This is a genomic window from Actinomyces sp. oral taxon 171 str. F0337 (assembly GCF_005696555.1).
Classification (GTDB): domain Bacteria; phylum Actinomycetota; class Actinomycetes; order Actinomycetales; family Actinomycetaceae; genus Actinomyces; species Actinomyces oris_E.
In genome coordinates, this window is sequence record NZ_CP040005.1 from 1053675 (window position 1) to 1071133 (window position 17459).

Annotated in this window: 18 protein-coding genes; 17 read left to right on the forward strand and 1 reads right to left on the reverse strand. The window is 67.5% G+C overall.

What is annotated here, in order from left to right; all coding sequences use genetic code 11:
- Positions 1-31: 31 nt before the first annotated feature.
- The 12 genes from FBF36_RS04655 to FBF36_RS04710 all read left to right on the forward strand — a co-directional run bounded on the left by FBF36_RS04655 (position 32) and on the right by FBF36_RS04710 (position 12692).
- Entirely contained in the window at positions 32-1417 is a 1386-nt protein-coding gene (locus FBF36_RS04655; protein ID WP_034493499.1) for an ABC transporter substrate-binding protein, read from the forward strand.
- Positions 1418-1474: 57 nt separating this feature from the next.
- A complete protein-coding gene (locus FBF36_RS04660; RefSeq protein WP_034493501.1) occupies positions 1475-2362 on the forward strand; it encodes a carbohydrate ABC transporter permease in 888 nt (295 codons plus the stop codon).
- 60 nt (positions 2363-2422) lie between these two features.
- The gene (locus FBF36_RS04665) at positions 2423-3202 is read left to right on the forward strand and encodes a carbohydrate ABC transporter permease (protein ID WP_225792465.1); all 780 of its coding nucleotides are present in this window, start codon (positions 2423-2425) and stop codon (positions 3200-3202) included.
- Between the two features lie 171 nt (positions 3203-3373).
- The gene (locus tag FBF36_RS04670) at positions 3374-4294 is read left to right on the forward strand and encodes a dihydrodipicolinate synthase family protein (RefSeq protein ID WP_034493503.1); all 921 of its coding nucleotides are present in this window, start codon (positions 3374-3376) and stop codon (positions 4292-4294) included.
- Positions 4295-4468: 174 nt separating this feature from the next.
- Positions 4469-5509 carry an ROK family protein gene (locus tag FBF36_RS04675; protein ID WP_138137222.1) on the forward strand — a complete coding sequence of 347 codons (1041 nt, stop codon included), beginning with the start codon at positions 4469-4471 and terminating at the stop codon, positions 5507-5509.
- A gap of 36 nt (positions 5510-5545) precedes the next feature.
- On the forward strand, positions 5546-6295 hold the full coding sequence (locus FBF36_RS04680; protein WP_009398486.1) for an N-acetylmannosamine-6-phosphate 2-epimerase: 750 nt from the start codon (positions 5546-5548) through the stop codon (positions 6293-6295).
- A 202-nt stretch (positions 6296-6497) separates the two neighbouring features.
- On the forward strand, positions 6498-6779 hold the full coding sequence (locus FBF36_RS04685; protein WP_003783064.1) for an HU family DNA-binding protein: 282 nt from the start codon (positions 6498-6500) through the stop codon (positions 6777-6779).
- A 208-nt stretch (positions 6780-6987) separates the two neighbouring features.
- A complete protein-coding gene (locus FBF36_RS04690; protein WP_034493507.1) occupies positions 6988-7833 on the forward strand; it encodes an ABC transporter ATP-binding protein in 846 nt (281 codons plus the stop codon).
- Positions 7809-9533 (forward strand): hypothetical protein, encoded by a 1725-nt coding sequence (locus FBF36_RS04695; protein ID WP_009398488.1) that lies wholly within the window; start codon positions 7809-7811, stop codon positions 9531-9533. Before FBF36_RS04690 ends, FBF36_RS04695 begins: the two co-directional genes overlap by 25 nt.
- A 140-nt stretch (positions 9534-9673) precedes the next feature.
- The gene (gene nagB / locus FBF36_RS04700; RefSeq protein ID WP_009398489.1) at positions 9674-10414 is read left to right on the forward strand and encodes a glucosamine-6-phosphate deaminase; all 741 of its coding nucleotides are present in this window, start codon (positions 9674-9676) and stop codon (positions 10412-10414) included.
- Between the two features lie 92 nt (positions 10415-10506).
- Entirely contained in the window at positions 10507-10872 is a 366-nt protein-coding gene (locus tag FBF36_RS04705) for a DUF3039 domain-containing protein (protein WP_009398490.1), read from the forward strand.
- A complete protein-coding gene (locus tag FBF36_RS04710; RefSeq protein ID WP_034493511.1) occupies positions 10869-12692 on the forward strand; it encodes a DEAD/DEAH box helicase in 1824 nt (607 codons plus the stop codon). Before FBF36_RS04705 ends, FBF36_RS04710 begins: the two co-directional genes overlap by 4 nt.
- Positions 12693-12734: 42 nt before the next feature.
- Here the strand turns inward: FBF36_RS04710 and FBF36_RS04715 are convergent, their stop codons facing one another.
- Positions 12735-14105: a nicotinate phosphoribosyltransferase gene (locus FBF36_RS04715; RefSeq protein ID WP_087944047.1), complete on the reverse strand. Its 1371-nt coding sequence runs from the start codon at positions 14103-14105 to the stop codon at positions 12735-12737.
- An 80-nt stretch (positions 14106-14185) separates the two neighbouring features.
- Between FBF36_RS04715 and clpS the strand changes: the two genes are divergently transcribed.
- Genes clpS through FBF36_RS04740 form a run of 5 tightly spaced genes read left to right on the forward strand, consistent with a single transcriptional unit; the run spans position 14186 to position 17455 of the window.
- Complete coding sequence (gene clpS / locus FBF36_RS04720; protein WP_009398493.1) at positions 14186-14521, forward strand: ATP-dependent Clp protease adapter ClpS; 336 nt, start codon at positions 14186-14188, stop codon at positions 14519-14521.
- Complete coding sequence (locus FBF36_RS04725) at positions 14521-15207, forward strand: DUF2017 family protein (protein WP_009398494.1); 687 nt, start codon at positions 14521-14523, stop codon at positions 15205-15207. The genes clpS and FBF36_RS04725 overlap by 1 nt, the downstream gene beginning before the upstream one ends.
- A 30-nt stretch (positions 15208-15237) precedes the next feature.
- Positions 15238-16101: a glutamate racemase gene (gene murI / locus FBF36_RS04730; RefSeq protein ID WP_009398495.1), complete on the forward strand. Its 864-nt coding sequence runs from the start codon at positions 15238-15240 to the stop codon at positions 16099-16101.
- Positions 16098-16895, forward strand: coding sequence for an MBL fold metallo-hydrolase (locus tag FBF36_RS04735; protein ID WP_009398496.1), 798 nt, complete (start codon positions 16098-16100; stop codon positions 16893-16895). Before murI ends, FBF36_RS04735 begins: the two co-directional genes overlap by 4 nt.
- The gene (locus FBF36_RS04740; protein WP_225792466.1) at positions 16892-17455 is read left to right on the forward strand and encodes a DUF3054 domain-containing protein; all 564 of its coding nucleotides are present in this window, start codon (positions 16892-16894) and stop codon (positions 17453-17455) included. The genes FBF36_RS04735 and FBF36_RS04740 overlap by 4 nt, the downstream gene beginning before the upstream one ends.
- Positions 17456-17459 lie beyond the last annotated feature (4 nt).

Consider the following 17459-nt stretch of genomic DNA (forward strand, 5'->3'; position numbering starts at 1 on the left):
ACCGTCATTTCCCGTTCAAAGGAGAACTGTCATGACTCCCCCCACCTCAGTCTCGTCTCACTCGGCCTCCGCACTCAGTCGTCGCGGTTTCATGGTCCTGGGCGGCATCGGCATGTGCGGCGCGCTGGCCGCATGCGGCGGCAAGGACTCCGCCGATGACGAGGGGACCGGGCCCCTGCGCGGCACGGTCACCATGTGGTCCTCCTTCACCCAGGGGCCTCGTGCAGACTGGATGAAGAAGATGGCCGAGGAGTTCCACGCGAAGAATCCCGACGTCACCATCAAGATCGAGCAGTTCTCCTGGTCCGAGTTCAAGACGAAGTGGACCACCGGACTGACCTCAGGGCAGGTTCCGGATATCTCCACGGCACTGCCCAATGACGTCGTGGAGATGATCAACTCCGAGGCCCTGGTGCCGTTGGACAAGGTCATCGACTCCATCGGTCGGGACCGGTTCCCCAAGCAGGCACTGGCCGAGGGGCAGCTGGACGGAAAGTCCTACTCCGTGCCCATCTACTCCCACGCGCAGGTGATGTGGTACCGCAAGGACGTGCTGAGCTCCAAGGGACTGTCTGTTCCGACGACCTGGGAGGAGCTGGCCAAGGCGGCGAAAGCCGTCGGAAAGTCGGATAGCCTCTACGGACTCTCCGTGCCCCTGGGGACGGGGGACATGCTGGGGGCGCGCTACCTCAACTTCTACGTTCGCTCCGCCGGCCAGAGGCTGCTCAAGGATGACGGAACGGCCAACCTCACCTCCGAGGCAGCCCTGGGTGGTATCAAGTACTGGACCGACCTGTACAAGTCGGTCTCTCCGGAGGGCTCACTGGACTACGCGGTCCTCGATCAGGCGACGCTCTTCTACCAGGGCAAGACCGCCTTCGACTTCAACTCCGGATTCCACATCTCCGGGGTGGCGAAGGACAGCCCCAACCTGGTCGACTCCATCGCCGCGGCGCCTCTTCCCCGTATGAAGGCCTCGGACCCGGCGAACTACCCGGCCGAGGTGTCCAACGTTCCCCTGGTGGTGTGGGAGGCATCCAAGGTCAAGCGGGAGGCCAAGGCATTCCTTCAGTTCCTGTTCACCAAGGACAAGTACATCGAGTTCCTGCACTCGGTCCCCGGCGGCATGCTGCCGGTCCTCAGTGACATCTCGAAGGAGCCGAGCTACACGAACAACGAGACCATCAAGAAATACTCCGACTCCATCAAGGTGATTCAGGACCAGGTCAACGTCGGCAGTGCGATCGGCATGGAGAAGGGGCCACTCGCCCAGGCGGGAGTCCTCACCAGCCAGGGGCTGATCGAGAAGATGTACCACTCGATCATCATTGACAAGACCGATGTCGAGACCGCTGCCAAGGACTGCGAGAAGAAGCTCAACGAGGCCTTCAAGGCCGCTGGAGCCAGTATCAAGTGACTCGGTGATGCGGTGGGGAGAGGCGTCTCCCCACCGCCCAGTCCGAAAGGTGAGCTCATGACACGAATCAAGCGAATGAACTGGACGGGCGTCGTCTTTGTGGCGCCGTCAGTCATCATTGTTCTTGCCCTTCTGATATACCCGGTCTTCTCAAGCATCTGGTACTCCTTCACTGACAATCACCTCTTGCGCCACAGCTACCAGGTGGTGGGTATATCCAACTACACCGACCTCCTCGCATCTCCTGGTTTTTGGAATGCTTTCGGGGTGTCGATCAAGTGGACCGCGGCGTCGATCATCGGCCAGCTCGCAGTGGGAATGGTTCTGGCACTGGCGTTGGACCGGGTGCCCCGCGGGTCGGGACTGTTCCGTACGCTCCTCATCGTTCCCTGGGCGTTCCCGGCGATCATCACTGCGTTCGCCTGGAAATGGATCCTTAATGATGTCTACGGGTTTCTGCCCAATCTTCTGACCACTCTTGGGCTCAGCGATAAGAATATGGCATTGCTGGGCAATCCCTCGACGACCTTCTGGGTGGCGCTGCTCATCAATATCTGGTTCGGTGCGCCGATGTTCATGGTGAACATCCTCTCTGCTCTCAAGACCATCCCTCAGGAGCAGTACGAGGCGGCAATGGTGGATGGCGCCTCCGGATGGCAGAGGTTCAGGTTCATTACGCTGACCCATATTCGAGAGGTCATCGGTCTGCTGGTCATCCTGCGCACCATCTGGGTCTTCAACAACTTTGACATGCTCTTCCTCCTGACGGGCGGAGGTCCGGGGGAGAGGACGACGACACTGCCGATCTTCGCCTACCAGGAGGGTTGGAGCCTGCGGCAGCTCGGGGTTGCCTCCACTGTGACGATCCTGCTGCTCATCTTCCTGCTGGTGCTGGCTTACGGTGCCTTCGTGATGCTCAACCGCTGGGAAAAGGAAAGGGGCTGAATCATGCGACGTGCTGGTCGTGGTCCGTGGGGTACGGTGTGCGTGTACCTCATTCTCATCGTGGCTGCTTTTGTTGCAGTGTTCCCGCTCGTGTGGGTGGTCTCCTCATCCTTCAAGACCTCTCACGAGCTCGCACAGAATCCGTTGCAGCTGTTCTCGAGCTCGCCGACGCTCGAGCACTACCGCAAGGTGGTCGAGGAGATCGGGTTCTTGACGAATCTCAAGAACTCATTGCTGATCGCAGGCTGCTCAACCGTCATCGCGGTCCTGGTCTCGTTGCTGGGTGCTTATGGGATCGTGCGATTCTTCCCCCGTGTTGGCAAGCAGCTGACCAAGCTTCTCATCGGCACCTACATGTTCCCGCCGATCCTGCTCGCCATCCCGTACACCATCACGATGGTGAAGCTCGGCCTCATGAACAGCTACTTCGGGCTGATCATCGCCTATCTCTCGTTCTCGATCCCCTATGCGATCTGGATGCTCATCGGTTTCTTCCAGACGGTCCCTATCGGGGTGGAGGAGGCGGCCGCCGTGGACGGGGCCAGTCGATTCCGAGTGTTCTGGCAGATCTCGGTCCCCATCATCCTTCCGGGGATCGTGGCCACTGCCGTCTACACCTTCATCAACACTTTCAATGAGTTCCTCTACGCGCTCCTGTTCATCACCGAGTCGGACAGGATGCCCGTCGCAGTCGGCCTCTACTCTCTCCAGGGGTCGGAGGTTCTTGACTGGGGAGCCATGATGGCTGCTTCCGTGATCGTGATCGTCCCATCGGTCGTCTTCTTCATGGTCATTCAGAAGCACATCTCCGGAGGGCTCTCGGAGGGCTCCGTCAAGTAGCGCCTCCTGGAGCCGGTCCCCGGTCCGCCTCCTGTCGCTCCGGTGTCTGTGACGTGAGTGATCGCACGCTCACAGACACCGGGGTGGCGCCAACCGGGAGCATCTGCAACAATACCTCGTGACGTCAGATGTCAGACGTCCGATAACCTTTCAATGAAGAGAGTCACCACAATGGACAACCGTTTCACCGGCGTCATCCCGCCGGTCGTCACCCCTTTCACCACCGAGGGCGAGGTTGACTGCGACAGCCTGGACAAGGTCGTCGAGCACCTCATCGCCGGTGGCGTCAATGGCCTGTTCACCCTGGGATCCTCCGGAGAGGTTGCCTACCTCACCGACGCCCAGCGTGACGCCGTCATCGAACGAGTCGTCAAGACCGCCGCAGGGCGCGTCCCGGTGCTTGCCGGTGCCATCGACACCACCGCCCACCGGGTCATCGACCAGGCCCGTCGGGCGGCCGCCCTCGGCGCCGAGGCGATCGTGGCCACCTGCCCGTTCTACGCGCTCAACGACGCCGAGGAGATCAAGGCTCACTTCCGCGCCATCGCCGCGGCCATCGATGTCCCCGTCTTCGCCTACGACGTCCCCGTGCGCCTCGGCGGCGCCAAGCTCGGTTGCGACCTGCTCGTCGAGCTGGGCAAGGAGGGAGTCCTGGCCGGCGTCAAGGACTCCTCCGGCAATGACGTGGCCTTCCGCAGACTGGTCGCTGCCAACGAGGCCGCGGGCCACCCCCTGGCCCTCCTGACCGGTCACGAGTGCGTCGTCGACGGCATGCTCCTGCTGGGAGCCGACGGCCTCGTCCCCGGATACGGCAACGTGGACCCGGTCCGCTACGCCGCGATGTGGAAGGCCTCCCGCGAAGGCGCGTGGGACGAGGTGCGTCGCCTCCAGGACGAGGTCTGCGCCGGCTTCGAGATCGTCTTCGTGCCCCAGGGGCGCTCGGCCGACGCCACCGGTATCGGCGCCTTCAAGACCGCCATGGAGGCGATCGGAGTCATCGCCACCAACGAGATGGCCTTCCCCGTCAAGGCTCTCGAGGGCGAGACCAAGGAGCGGGTCCTGGAGATCGTCAGGGCCCAGGGCCTTATCTGATGTCCCGACGGCTGCAAGCCCGCCCGGCCGCGACGTCGGCCGATGCGGGCATGCAGCGCCAGGGCGGCGCCGAGGCCTCGAGCCTCGCTCCAGGCGGCCTCCTGCGGTCGTCCCTCATTCCTTCCCACTTTCATCCGGCGCGCCAGCGCCCAACCCCCCCCGTCGGAGAGCGTCATGAGTCAGGATGTCCTCCCATCCACCTCCCTCAACCCATCACCATTGCCGTGCTACCAGGCACCGCTCGTCGTTGGACTCGACCTGGGCGGCACCAAGATGGCTGCCGCGCTGGTCGACGCCGATGGAGCCCTGCAAGGACCGGTGAGCTCCTGCCCGACCCCGGCTCACGACGGTCCTGCCGCCATGCTCGACGCCATCAGCGGCCTGATCACGAAGGTCGTCGGGGCGGGAACGCACCAGGAGCCCGGCAGTGCCGTACCGATCACGGCGGTCGGGATCGGTACCGCAGGCGTCGTCGACGTCGAACGGGGAGCCATCCTGTCGGCCACCGACGCCATCACCGGATGGGCCGGCACGCAGGTCGCCGCCGGTGTTCAGGAGCGGCTCGCCGCCCAGGGCCTGGGTGAGCTGCCGATCCACGTCGAGAACGACGTCGACGCCTACGCCGCCGGAGAGGCCTGGCTCGGCGCCGGTACCGGGGCTGAGGTCGTCCTCATGGTGGCGGTGGGCACCGGGGTCGGCGGCGCCCTCGTCATCGAGGGGCGAACTCGTAGGGGCGCCCATCACGTGGCCGGCGAGATCGGTCACGTCCCCGTCCCCGGGGCCCAGGGGGAGCCCTGCACCTGCGGTAGGAAGGGGCACCTGGAGGGCATCACCGCCGGGCCGCAGATCCACCGCCGCTACCTGGCCAAGGGTGGGGCCCCCGATGTCCCTGACGCCCGCGGGGTCGAGGAGCGCGCCGCCGCCGGGGATGATATCGCCGTGGAGGTCTACCGAGACTCGGCCACTTGCCTGGGCAGGGCGCTGGCAGGCCTGGTCACCGTGATCGATCCCGACGTCGTCGTCGTCTCCGGTGGACTGGCCCGCGCCGGCGACCTGTGGTGGAAGCCCCTGCGACAGACCTTCACCGCAGAGATCATCGCCCCTCTGGCCCCCATCAAGATCATTCCCGCCACCCTGGGGACCACCGCGCCGATCGTCGGCGCGGCTCGCGGTGCCCTCGCCCTGGCTGCCAGCAACGACAACCACCGCCCCTAGCCACCGGGCTCGGGCATCATCAGACAGGACACACCCATGACCGAGCAGTCACCCTCACAGTCGTCAACGCAGGCGCATGCCGCCACGGCGGGGATCCACCCCGTTCTGGAACGCCTCAAGGGAGGACTCATCGCCTCCGCCCAGGCATACCCGGGCGAGCCGATGCGCGACTCCCGCACCATGGACCAGGTGGCCCAGGCGTGCATCGCCGGAGGCGCCGTCGGCATCCGCGCACAAGGGCTGGCGGACCTGGCCCTCATCTGTCAGCACGTCGACGTTCCTGTCATCGGCCTGTGGAAGGATGGGCACGACGGCGTCTTCATCACCCCGACCCTCACCCACGCCATCGCCGTGGCCGCCACCGGAAGCCAGATCGTGGCAATGGATGGAACACGGCGCCCCCGCCCCGACGGGCTGAGCCTGGCCCAGACCGTCGAGGGCCTCCGTCAGGCCCGCCCCGAGGTCCTCGTCATGGCCGACTGCGGCTCTCTGGATGATGCCAAGGCCGCCCAGGACGCAGGAGTGGACATCCTGGGGACCACACTGGCCGGCTACACCGGGGAGCGCCCCAAGACCGAGGGACCCGACCTCGAGCTCGTCGACCAGATCGCCGGTGTCGCGGAGGTCCCCCTGGTGGTCGAGGGGCGGGTCCACACTCCCGCGCAGGCGGCTGCCGCCATGGAGCACGGCGCCTTCGCCGTCGTCGTCGGTACCGCTATCACTCACCCGACGACCATCACCTCGTGGTTCGCAAGCGCGCTGCCCGGCGCCCTGTGGAAGGGCTGAGCGGAGGGGCAGGAGGAAACGGCGTCGTTCCGCGACTTGCTCTGTGTGTGACGGATGTGACTGCTGTGGTGCAAATGTGCGAATTGTTACTCGCTACCCAGCGCGACACTCCGGTCTGACCTGACAAACCCAAGGTTTTATGCGTAGCGTTGCCAGAAGTGGCACCACATAAGGGTGTCCGTCCACGATCGAGAGGGAAGACATGTCCGTCAACCGCACCGAGCTCATCGCCGCCATCGCCGAGAAGGCTGGCCTGACCAAGACCGACGCCGACGCCTTCCTGGGAGCCTTCCAGGATGTCCTCGTTGAGAACGTCGCCAAGGGTGAGGCCGTGAAGATCACTGGCCTCATGGGTATCGAGCGCGTCGAGCGTGCCGCACGCACTGGCCGCAACCCCCGCACCGGTGAGGAGATCCAGATCCCCGCCGGCTACGGCGTCAAGGTCACCGTCGGCTCCTCGCTGAAGAAGGCTGTCGCCGAGTGATACGTGGGGCCGTGCCCCTGATGTCCTGATTCCGGCCCGTCTGCCGCACCGTCGAGGTGCGGCAGACGGGCCGGAATCGTGTCTGCGCTCCCGTGCCGTCCCCATGACGCTGATGATGCTCAGTGCGGTTCTCCGGGAGGATGACCGGATCTGTGATCTCCTCCTTCCGGCGGAGGGCTGAATAGGAAGGTCCTTTTACAGTGGAAATATGTCTGCTTCCACATTCGCGGTGAGTTCGCCTGACGGCACGGACGCGGTTGCCGCACTGGCCGGGGCGTCTCCCGGCCCCGCTTCTGTTCCGGCACTTCAGATGATGGGACTGGTCAAGGCCTTCGATCGCAAAGTTGCGGTGGATCGGCTGAGCCTCGACATTCCCGTGTCCAGCTTCTATGGCATCGTCGGTCCCAACGGGGCGGGCAAGACGACCAGCCTGTCGATGGCCACCGGCCTACTGCGCCCCGACGCCGGTCAGGTACTCGTGCATGGTGTTGACGTGTGGACTCAGCCGCAGCGGGCCAAGACCCTTCTGGGAGTCCTGCCCGACGGGCTGCGTACCTTCGACCGTCTCAACGGCCTTGAGCTCGTCACATACTCCGGCCTGCTGCGCGGGCTCGATCGGGATGTCGTGGTGCCCCGGGCCACTGAGCTGGTCAAGGTGCTGGGGCTGTGGGACGCCGGGACGACACTGGTCGCCGACTACTCGGCGGGCATGCGCAAGAAGATCCACCTGGCCTGCGCCATGGTGCACTCGCCCTCCATCCTGGTCCTGGACGAGCCCTTCGAGGCCGTCGACCCGATCTCGGCCCAGACGATCCAGGCGATCCTGCGGGACTACGCCGCCGCCGGCGGCACCGTGGTCATCTCCAGCCACGTCATGGCCACCGTGCAGCGCCTGTGCGACCACGTGGCCATCATCAATGCCGGCCGAGTTGTCGCCGCAGGGACGACGGAGCAGGTCGCGGCCGGCGCGGACCTCGAGCAGCGCTTCACCGAGCTGGTGGGGGGCCAGGTGCGAACGGAGGGGCTGTCATGGTTGCGACCCTCGTCAAGCTGAAATGGCGCCTGACCCTCAACGCCCTGACCAAGAACGTCTGGGCCATCATCGGGACCGTGTTCGGGGCCCTTTACGGGTTGGGGGCGCTCGGCTTGATGCTGGCCGGCGCCGTCGGACTGGGACTGAAGGCCGACCCCGACGTCATCATGCTGGTTCTCGGGTCTCTCGGGGCGCTGCTGGTGGCCGGTTGGGCCATGGTGCCCCTGCTCGTCACCGGGGTCGACTCCACCCTGGACCCTCGTGCCATGGCGGCCTGGGCCGCTCCATCAAGACGGCTGGCGCTCGGCCTGCTGGCCGCCGGCGCCCTGGGAATCCCCGGTTGCATCACGGCTGCCGTCTGCCTCATTCCAGTCCTCACCTGGCTGCTGGCGGGCCAGCTCCTGGCTGCGCTCCTGGCGCTGCTGTGCGCCCCGGCGGCCCTGGCCACCTGCGTCCTGCTGTCCCGGATCATCGTGACGGCCGCAGGCATCTCCTCCTCTCGTCGGGGGCGTGAAACGACGGCGATCATCGCCTTCGTGGCCTTCTTGGTGTTCACACAGCTGCCGAATCTGATCCCCCGGATCCTCGGGGACGATCCCACTGGCTTTCTTCAACAGCTCCGGACCCTGGCCAAGGTCATGGGCCTGATCCCCTTCGGGTGGGCCTTCGCCGCCCCTGGTCTCATAGCCACCGGTTCCGTACTGTCGGCTCTGGTACTGGCGATCGGAGCGTGGATCCTCCCCATGATCCTGCTGCCCCTGTGGCAGCGCGTGGTGAACAAGGCGATGACCTCTCCAGGGTCGTCGCACACCCGGACGCGGGCCTACGCAGCCGACGGCGCGGGCTCCGACATACAGCACCGTGGCCTGCCCGACGTGCTGCCATGGGCCCGTAGGCTCGGCGCGGCCCTGCCTGCGCCCGCCGCCGCCGTGGCGGCACGCAGCCTGCGCTACTGGCGCACCGATCCCAGGTACCTGGTTCAGTTCCTGTCCGTCCTGCTCCTTCCTGTTGTGCTCGTTCTGGGTCCTGCTCTCAACTCCTCCCGATTCGTCGTCTACGTCAACGGTCAGCGGGTGGAGAACAGCTTCGCCCTCGGGCACGCACCGGCCGCGCTGCTGTTCATGGCACCCGCCCTGGCAGTCTTCATGGGGTGGGCTATCCATGATGACCTCGGCCTGGATTCCACCGCCTTGTGGAGTCATATCAGCGCAGGGATCCGTGGGGCGCACGACCGTCTGGGACGGGTAGTCGGGGCGGCCGCGTGGCAGGTTCCCGCTCTGCTCGTCGTCGATCTGCTCATGGTCGCGTGGACAGGACGATGGGAGGCGCTGCCCGCCGTCACCGGCGCCTGCCTGGCTCTCTACGGCTGCGCGCTGGCCTGGTCCTGTCTCGCCAGCGTCCTGCTGCCCTACGAGACGCTCGCCCCCGGGGACAGCCCCATGCGCTCGCGGACCTCGGGGACGGCCTTCCTGGCCGCGCTCATTCAGATGGTGGCTATCCTGCTTCTCCTGGCCGTGTGCTCCCCGGTCCTGGGGATGGCGGTCTACGGCGTCGTCCAGGCGGCGCCTCTGTGGGAGTGGGTTGCACTCGTCGCGGGGATCGTGTGGTGCAGTCTGCTGCTCTGGGGTGGAGTCGTCTTCGGCGGGCGGATGCTGGACCGGCGAGGACCTCAGGTTCTTGCCACGATCCGCACCTGGCCGGGCCATGCACAGCCGGTGTGATCGTGCTGGTCACATCACCACAGAGTGATTGATTCTGACGATTCGAGGTAGCATTTCTCTAAAGTCGCTCAAGCATGTAGCGGCTCTCTGAGATCAGTAAACTCAGTACTACCAGTCGTTGTGTCAGAGAGGACATCATCGTGCAGCTTGTCATTCTGGATTCCGCGCAGGCGATCGCGCAGCGGGCCGCCGACGAGATCGAGGCGCTGCTCAAGGACAAACCGGCAGCCGTGCTGGGCACCGCGACAGGATCCTCGCCCCTGCCCCTGTATGACGAGCTCACCACTCGTTGCGCCGCCGGGCGCCTCAGCTTCGCGGAGGTCACCGGATTCATGCTCGACGAGTACGTCGGCCTTCCCGCCGGGCACCCGGAGCGCTATGCCACCTTCATGGAGACCAATCTGCGCTCCCGCGTCGACATGCGCCCCGGGGCCCTCCACGGCCCGGACGCGCTGAGCGAGGACCTCGAGGCCGCCTGCCGGGACTACGAGGCGCAGATGGCTGCCGCCGGATACTGCGACCTGCAGATCCTCGGCATCGGCTCCGACGGGCACATCGGGTTCAACGAGCCCGGCGGCGCCCTCGACTCGCGCACGCACCTCGGCGAGCTCCACGAGCAGACCCGCCGGGACAACGCCCGCTTCTTCGACGGCGACGTCGATGCCGTGCCCACCCAGTGCATCACCCAGGGGCTGGCCACCATCATGGAGGCTCGCAAGCTCGTCCTCATCGCTACCGGTGAGGGCAAGGCCGAGGCCATCACCCAGCTCGTCGAGGGTGAGGTGAGCCCTCAGTGGCCGGCGACCGTCATGCAGCGTCACGACGACGCCCTCGTGCTGGTCGATCCTGCCGCCGCCAGCCGGCTCACCTCGAAGCGCTGACGACGGGGTCATGCTCTCCTCAGGGGAGAGCCTGCCCACAGGAGCGGGGCGGGCGACTGCCGGTGCGCACTGTCCGACCTACACTGGGCGGCATGACAGATGTCCTCGCCAGCGCTGATCCCGGATCGCCCGGAGCCCCGACCGATCCTGCCGCCGAGCCCACCCAGGGCGTCGGTACGGCTGTCCTGGAACGCGAGGAGCTCCAGTCGACCGACGACGGCGACGCCGACCGCTTCGCCCACTACGTCCGCAAGGACAAGATCGCCGCGGCCGCTGTCACCGGGCGTCCCGTTGTCGCCCTGTGCGGCAAGGTGTGGACGCCCGGGCGCGACCCGTCGAAGTACCCGGTGTGCCCCACCTGCAAGTCCATCTACGAGGAGATGCGCGGCGGGGATGGCTCCGGTGACGGCAAAGGGCCGCGCTTCCCCCGCCTCCCGTTCGGGCGAGGCGGTCGGTGAGCGCCGCCCGCGGCGGCCAGGCGACCCACCCCACCCCGACGCGAGTCTCGACGTCGGCGGCCCAGAACCTCCCCCCGGCCTACCCGCGCCGCGCCGCCTGGGGGACAGCCGGTTCGTTGCGAGCCTGGCAGGCCGCCGCGCTGGGGCAGTACCTGGAGACGATGCCCCAGGACTTCCTGGCAGTGGCCACCCCCGGGGCCGGCAAGACGACCTTCGCGCTGCGAGTGGCCACCGAGCTGCTCAGCTCCGGCGACGTCCACAAGGTGACGATCGTCTGCCCCACCGAGCACCTCAAGTACCAGTGGGCGGAGGCCGCCGCCCGGGTCGGCATCCATATCGACCCCTCATACTCCAACTCCCAAGGAGCACTCGGGTCACGCTTCGACGGCGTCGCCCTGACCTACGCCCAGGTGGCCGCCAACGCCAACCTCCACCGCGCCCGCACCGACCAGGCCCGCACCCTGGTCATCCTCGACGAGATCCACCACGGGGGAGACGCCCTGAGCTGGGGCGACGCGATCCGCGAGGCCTTCACCCCGGCACGCAGGCGATTGGCCCTGACCGGGACACCCTTCCGCTCCGACACCTCCCCGATCCCGTTCGTGCGGTACAAGGAGGACGCCTCCGGGGCGAAGCGCTCCCAGGCCGACTACTCCTACGGCTACTCCGACGCGCTGCGCGACGGAGTCGTGCGCCCTGTGATGTTCATGTCCTACTCGGGGCAGATGCGCTGGCGCACCAAGGCCGGCGACGAGGTCGCGGCCCGCCTGGGCGAGCCCCTCACCAAGGACCTGGAGGCCCAGGCCTGGCGCACCGCACTCGACCCGGCGGGGGAGTGGATCCCCGCGGTCCTGGCCGCCGCTGACCAGCGCCTGACCGAGGTGCGCCGCCAGGTGCCCGACGCAGGAGCCCTCGTCATCGCCTCCGACCAGGCCAAGGCCCGTGCCTACGCCAAGCAGCTGCGCGCCATCACCGGCGAGGCCCCCACGGTTGTCCTCTCCGACGACAACGGCGCCTCCAGCCGCATCGAGGCCTTCTCCGCCTCCACCGACCGCTGGCTGGTGGCCGTGCGCATGGTCTCGGAGGGAGTGGACGTGCCCCGCCTGGCCGTGGGCGTCTACGCCACCTCCACCTCCACCCCGCTCTTCTTCGCCCAGGCGGTGGGGCGCTTCGTGCGCTCGCGGGCCCGGGGGGAGACCGCCTCGGTGTTCCTCCCATCGGTCACGCCCCTGCTGGCCCTGGCCGGGGAGATGGAAGTGGCCCGCGACCACGTCCTGAGCCGACCCGACGCGGCGGCGCAGGAGGATGCCCTGTTCAGTCCCGAGGACCGGCTGCTCACAGAGGCCAACAGGACTGAGAACGCCTCGGCCGAGCTGCTGCCCGGCTTCGAGGCCATGGACAGCCAGGCCGAGTTCGACCGCGTGCTCTTCGACGGTGGCGAGTTCGGTACCGGCGCCATGGTGGGCAGCATCGAGGAGCAGGAGTACCTGGGGCTGCCGGGTCTGCTGGAGCCCGAGCAGGTGACCGCCCTGCTGCGCCAGCGCCAGGACAAGCAGATCGCCTCCCAGAAGAAGCAGGCCGCCGCCGAGGCGCAGAGGCGGAAGAACTCAGGCGTCGACGACGCCCGGCGTCGGGCAGCTGCCCGTAAGGAGCTCTCCCAGCTGGTGGCCGCGTGGGCCCGCCGTTCGAGCCGGCCCCACGGCGTCGTCCACAACGAGCTCCGACGCGTGTGCGGGGGGCCGGAGGTCGCGGCGGCGTCCACCGAGGAGATCGAGAGGCGCATCCAGACTCTGCGGCGCTGGTTCGTCGGCAAGCGCTGACAAGCAGCGCTGACTGGTGGCCGGAGGCGCCTCTGCCGCCGGTCAGCGTCGGGTGGCGCCTCGCCCGTCGAGGTCGACGTGGCGGGTCGGCAGTGCCGACTCACCGTCACTCAGGCGCCAGGCGTTATAGGGGAGCTCGGCGCGGGAAGCCCGGTGCCGCTCCGCCGCCGCGCTCAAGGCCTCCTTGCCGCGGTGCTCCTCGATGATCCTGCCCTCATCGACCAGGAGCACCTGAAGCGGTCGGGCGCCGGCCTGGCTCAACGCCGACAGTCCCTGCTCCTGCGAGCTGGAGGAGACCACCAGCTCCTCGGCGGCTGTGCCCTCGGAGGTGAGGATGCGGCCGGCCCACTTGCGGCCACCCACGGTGGACTTGCCGCCCGAGGAGAACTTGGCGACCTCCTCCATGGTGCCGTCGGCGCCCTCGCGCTCCACCAGTTTGTAGACGAGCGCCGCGGTCGGGCGCCCCGAGCCCGTGACGAGCTTGGTGCCCACGCCGTAGGAGTCCACGGGGGCCGCCCCCAGTGCCGCGATGGCGTGCTCGTCGAGGTCGTTGGTGACGGTGATCCTTGTCGACGTCGCCCCCAGGGCGTCGAGCTGGGCGCGCACCTTGAAGGCCTCGGCCACCAGGTCGCCGGAGTCCAGGCGCACCGCTCCGAGCTCGCCACCGGCGGCGCGGGCCGCCTTGACCGCCCGCTCCACGCCGGTGGTGATGTCATAGGTGTCCACCAGGATCGTGGTGCTCGGTCCGAGACTGGCCACCTGCGCGGCGAAGGCATCCTCCTCCGTGTCGTGCAGGAGGGTGAAGGAGTGCGCCGAGGTCCCCACCGTGGGAATGCCGTAGAGGAGTCCCGCCTCCAGGTTGCTCGTTCCCACGAAACCGCCGACGACCGAGGCCCTGGCCGCGGCCACGGCCGCCTGCTCATGGCCGCGGCGCGCCCCGAAGTCCACGCAGGGGCGTCCGTGGGCGGCGATAGTCATGCGGGAGGCGGCTGAAGCGACGGCGCAGTCGTAGTTGTAGATCGACAGGGCGAGGGTCTCCAGGATGCAGGCCTCGGCGAATGTGCCCTCCACGGTCAGCAGCGGAGAGCCTGCGAAGTAGCACTCGCCCTCGGCGTAGCCGCGGATCGTCCCGGTGAAGCGGTAGCCGCGCAGGAAGTCCAGGGTCTCGTCGTTGACGACCTCGGCGCGGTGCAGGAAGTCGATCTGGGAGGGGGTGAACGTGAAGGCCTCGATGGCGTCCAGCAGTCGGCCGGTGCCCGCGACGACACCGAAGCGACGCGACCCGGGGAGCCTGCGGCCGAAGAGCTCGAAGACGCTGCGCCGTGCGGCGGCCCCCGATGCCAGTGCTCCCTGCAGCATCGTGAGCTCGTACATGTCGGTCAGCAGCGAGGTCGAGGCCGCGGACCCGTCCATGGAGGCGGCGGTGGATTCGGCAGTGGGCATATAGCTGTTCACGGGAACAACCTATCGCGGCTCACCGCTACCCTGGTGGTATGAGCACCTCGTTGCCCGTTGTGAAACCGGAGACCCTGGAGGAGTCGCGTGTCCGTGCCCAGCGCCTGTGGTGCACCGTGGTCCACGATGATCCGATCAACACGATGAGCTATGTGACCTGGGTGTTCCACTCCTACTTCGGCTTCTCACTGCCTGTGGCCGAGGCGCGGATGATGCAGGTGCACACCGCCGGCCGCGCCGTGGTCTCCCGAGGGGCCCGCGAGCGCATGGAGGTCGATGTCACGGCGATGCACGGCTACGGTCTGCGCGCCACCATCGAGCCGATGGGTGAGGACGCCGACGCCTCCGCGGACGATTCCTCAGGAGGGCGCTGATGCGAGCCTTCCGCCGAGTCCCCGAGGGGCTGGCCTGCGGCCTTGACGACTGGGAGCGCGAGCTCATCGCCAGGTTGGCACTGGAGGTCCGGGGCCTTCTCCAAGCGGATGCCCCCTGCGCCGAGGACGCCTGCGAGTCCGAGACCTCCTCGCCGTCCCGCCCCGACCCGGTGCGCCCGGGGGAGAGCGAGCGGGATCGTGAGGTCCTGGAGGCCCTGGACTTCGACCTCGATGCGCCAATCAATCACGTTCATGCCGGTCGTCCGAACGCGGATCCCGTCATCGCCGTCCTGCTTCCGCAGGCCTCGGAGGATTCCCTCACCTCGATGGAGGTCAGCAGCCTGACTCGTGCGCGCCTGCGGGGTGACAAGGTCGACCGCCTGGTGCGCCTGGCCGCCGAGCTGCGGGAGCCGTCGGGCCCCGGGGAGACAGTGCTTGTGGCCCCGGGTCAGGAGTCCGACTGGCTGGGGGCGACCAATGACATCCGGCTCGTGCTGGCCCAGCGGCTGGGTATCGAGTCGGCTCAGGACGCCGAGCGAGTTCACACAGCCGCCTTCCAGGAGCTCCCCGAGGAGGAGACGTCTCGCGAGCAGTGGTACCGGGGGACGGCGCTCGTCTACGACATGATCACCTGGTGGCAGGAATCACTGGTATCCGCGCTGTTCGGGGGCACAGGGCCCGCATAGTCTCGCGGTGTGAATGATGCTCCGATCGGGATGTTTGACTCTGGGGTCGGTGGCCTCACCGTCGCCCGTTCTGTCCTCGACCAGCTGCCCCATGAGCAGGTGCTCTACATCGGAGACACCGCCAACGGTCCCTACGGCCCCCGAGACATCGCCGAGGTCCGGTCCCTGGCTCTGAGCATCATGGACGAGCTCGTGGACCGCGGGGTCAAGCTGCTCGTCATCGCCTGCAACACCGCTTCCGCGGCCGTCCTGCATGATGCGCGTGAACGCTACACCCTGGGGCGGGGCGTCCCGGTCATCGAGGTCATCCACCCGGCGGCACGTACGGCGGCCCGAGTGACCCGCAACGGCAAGGTGGGCCTGATCGCCACCCGTGGGACGGTTGACTCCCGAGCCTATGACGACGCGCTTCAGGCCGTTCCCGGCGTCGAGCTCGTCTCACAGGCGTGTCCGCGTTTCGTCGAGCTGGCCGAGCGGGGGGTGACCACCGGCCCCGAGGTGCTCGACGTCGCCGAGGAGTACCTGGCTCCCATCAAGGCCGCCGGCGTGGACACCCTCATCCTCGGCTGCACCCACTACCCCCTGCTGGTGGGGCCGATCTCCTACGTCATGGGGGAGGACGTGGCCCTGGTGACATCCTCGGACGAGACCGCCAAGGACGTCTACCGGGCACTGGCAGGCAAGAACCTTCTGCGCGGACCCGACGCCCCCGAACCTCGCCATGACTTCGCCTCCACCGGCGACCCGGAGGCCTTCTCCGTCCTGGCCCGGCGCTTCCTCGGCCCCGAGGTTGCCGCCGTCGAGCGTGTCGCCTTCTCCTCCGGGGCAGTGGAGGCCCCTGTCGAGCTGCCCCGGCTCTCCTCACCTCCCACCGCCCATCAAGGATCTGCATGAGACTTACGATTATCGGTTGCTCGGGCTCCATGTCGGGTCCCCAGTCCTCGGCCTCCTCCTACTTGGTGCAGGCCGACGGAGTTGACGCCGACCGCGCACCGCGCACCTACTCGATCGTGCTGGATCTCGGGCCGGGATCAATGGGGCAGCTGCTGCGCCACCTCGATCCCGCCGAGCTCGACGCCATTGCCATCTCCCACTGCCACGCCGATCACATGGTCGACCTGGTGGGCATGCACGTCTACCGGCGCTGGCTGCCCACGGGGGCGCTCGGGCCGGTCGCCTGCCTGGGGCCCTCGGAGCTGTTGGAGCGTCTGCAGGGAGTTGATGGTGTCCCGCCCAGTGAGCGCTACGCCACGGAGTTCGGTTTCGTCACCGCTGTGCCGGGCAGGTCCTACAGCGTGGGCCCCCTGGTCATCTCACCCTTCGAGGCGCTTCATCCCGTGGAGGCCTATGGTTACCGGATCGAGGGCCCCAGTGAGGAGGACCCCTCCCGTCAGGTCAGCCTGGCCTTCACCGGGGACACGGACATCTGCCAGACCATGAGCGACATGGCTCAGGGAGTGGACCTCCTCCTGGCCGAGGCGGCCTTCGTCGAGGGCCGCGACACCGTGGGCGGCATGCATATGACGGGGCGTCGCGCTGGTGAGCTCGCCGCCCAGGCCGGTGCGGGGCACCTTGTTCTCACCCACATCCAGCCCTGGACGGATCCGGCCGTTCCTCTCAAGGAGGCCGCAGCCGTCTACTCCGGCCCGTTGGAGGCGGCGACGGCGGACGCCGTCTGGGAGCTGTGAGCGCTGACGGGCACGATCGCCCCACTCAACGACGACAGGTCTCCTTCAGCCCGGCTCTTCCCGATGGAGTGGACTGCCCCTGGACCCGTGGCAGGCGGACCCGCTGGTGGTTGGTGGTTCCCGCGGACCTGGCGGCCGTCGTGCTCGTGGCCCTGTTCGGCGCCGCCTCCACCCGCAGCCTGGGGCAGGTTCCCGCGTCCCTGTGGCAGGCGGGTGCGGGCCTCGTCGTCGCCTGGGGCGTGACCTGGCTCCTGCGACGCTCTCACCCCGACCACCTGGAGATGGCGTTGCCCGAGGGGCTTATCATCGTGGGGATCAGCTGGTTGGTATGGGTCGTGCTGCGCCACGTGACGTCAGCATTCAACGACGTGTCCGCCATGGCCTCCTGGGCGGTGATGACCGGGGCCTTCCTCCTGGTGTTCCTGGGAGGATGGAGATGGCTCTACGGCTACGTGCGCGCCCACGACTCCTTGACTCCCAGGCCCGTGGCGCGTCGCCTCGCCGAGCAGAAGCAGGCAGGGGCTGAGCACCGGCGTGCCCACCGGGTGCCCGGCAAGTGAGATG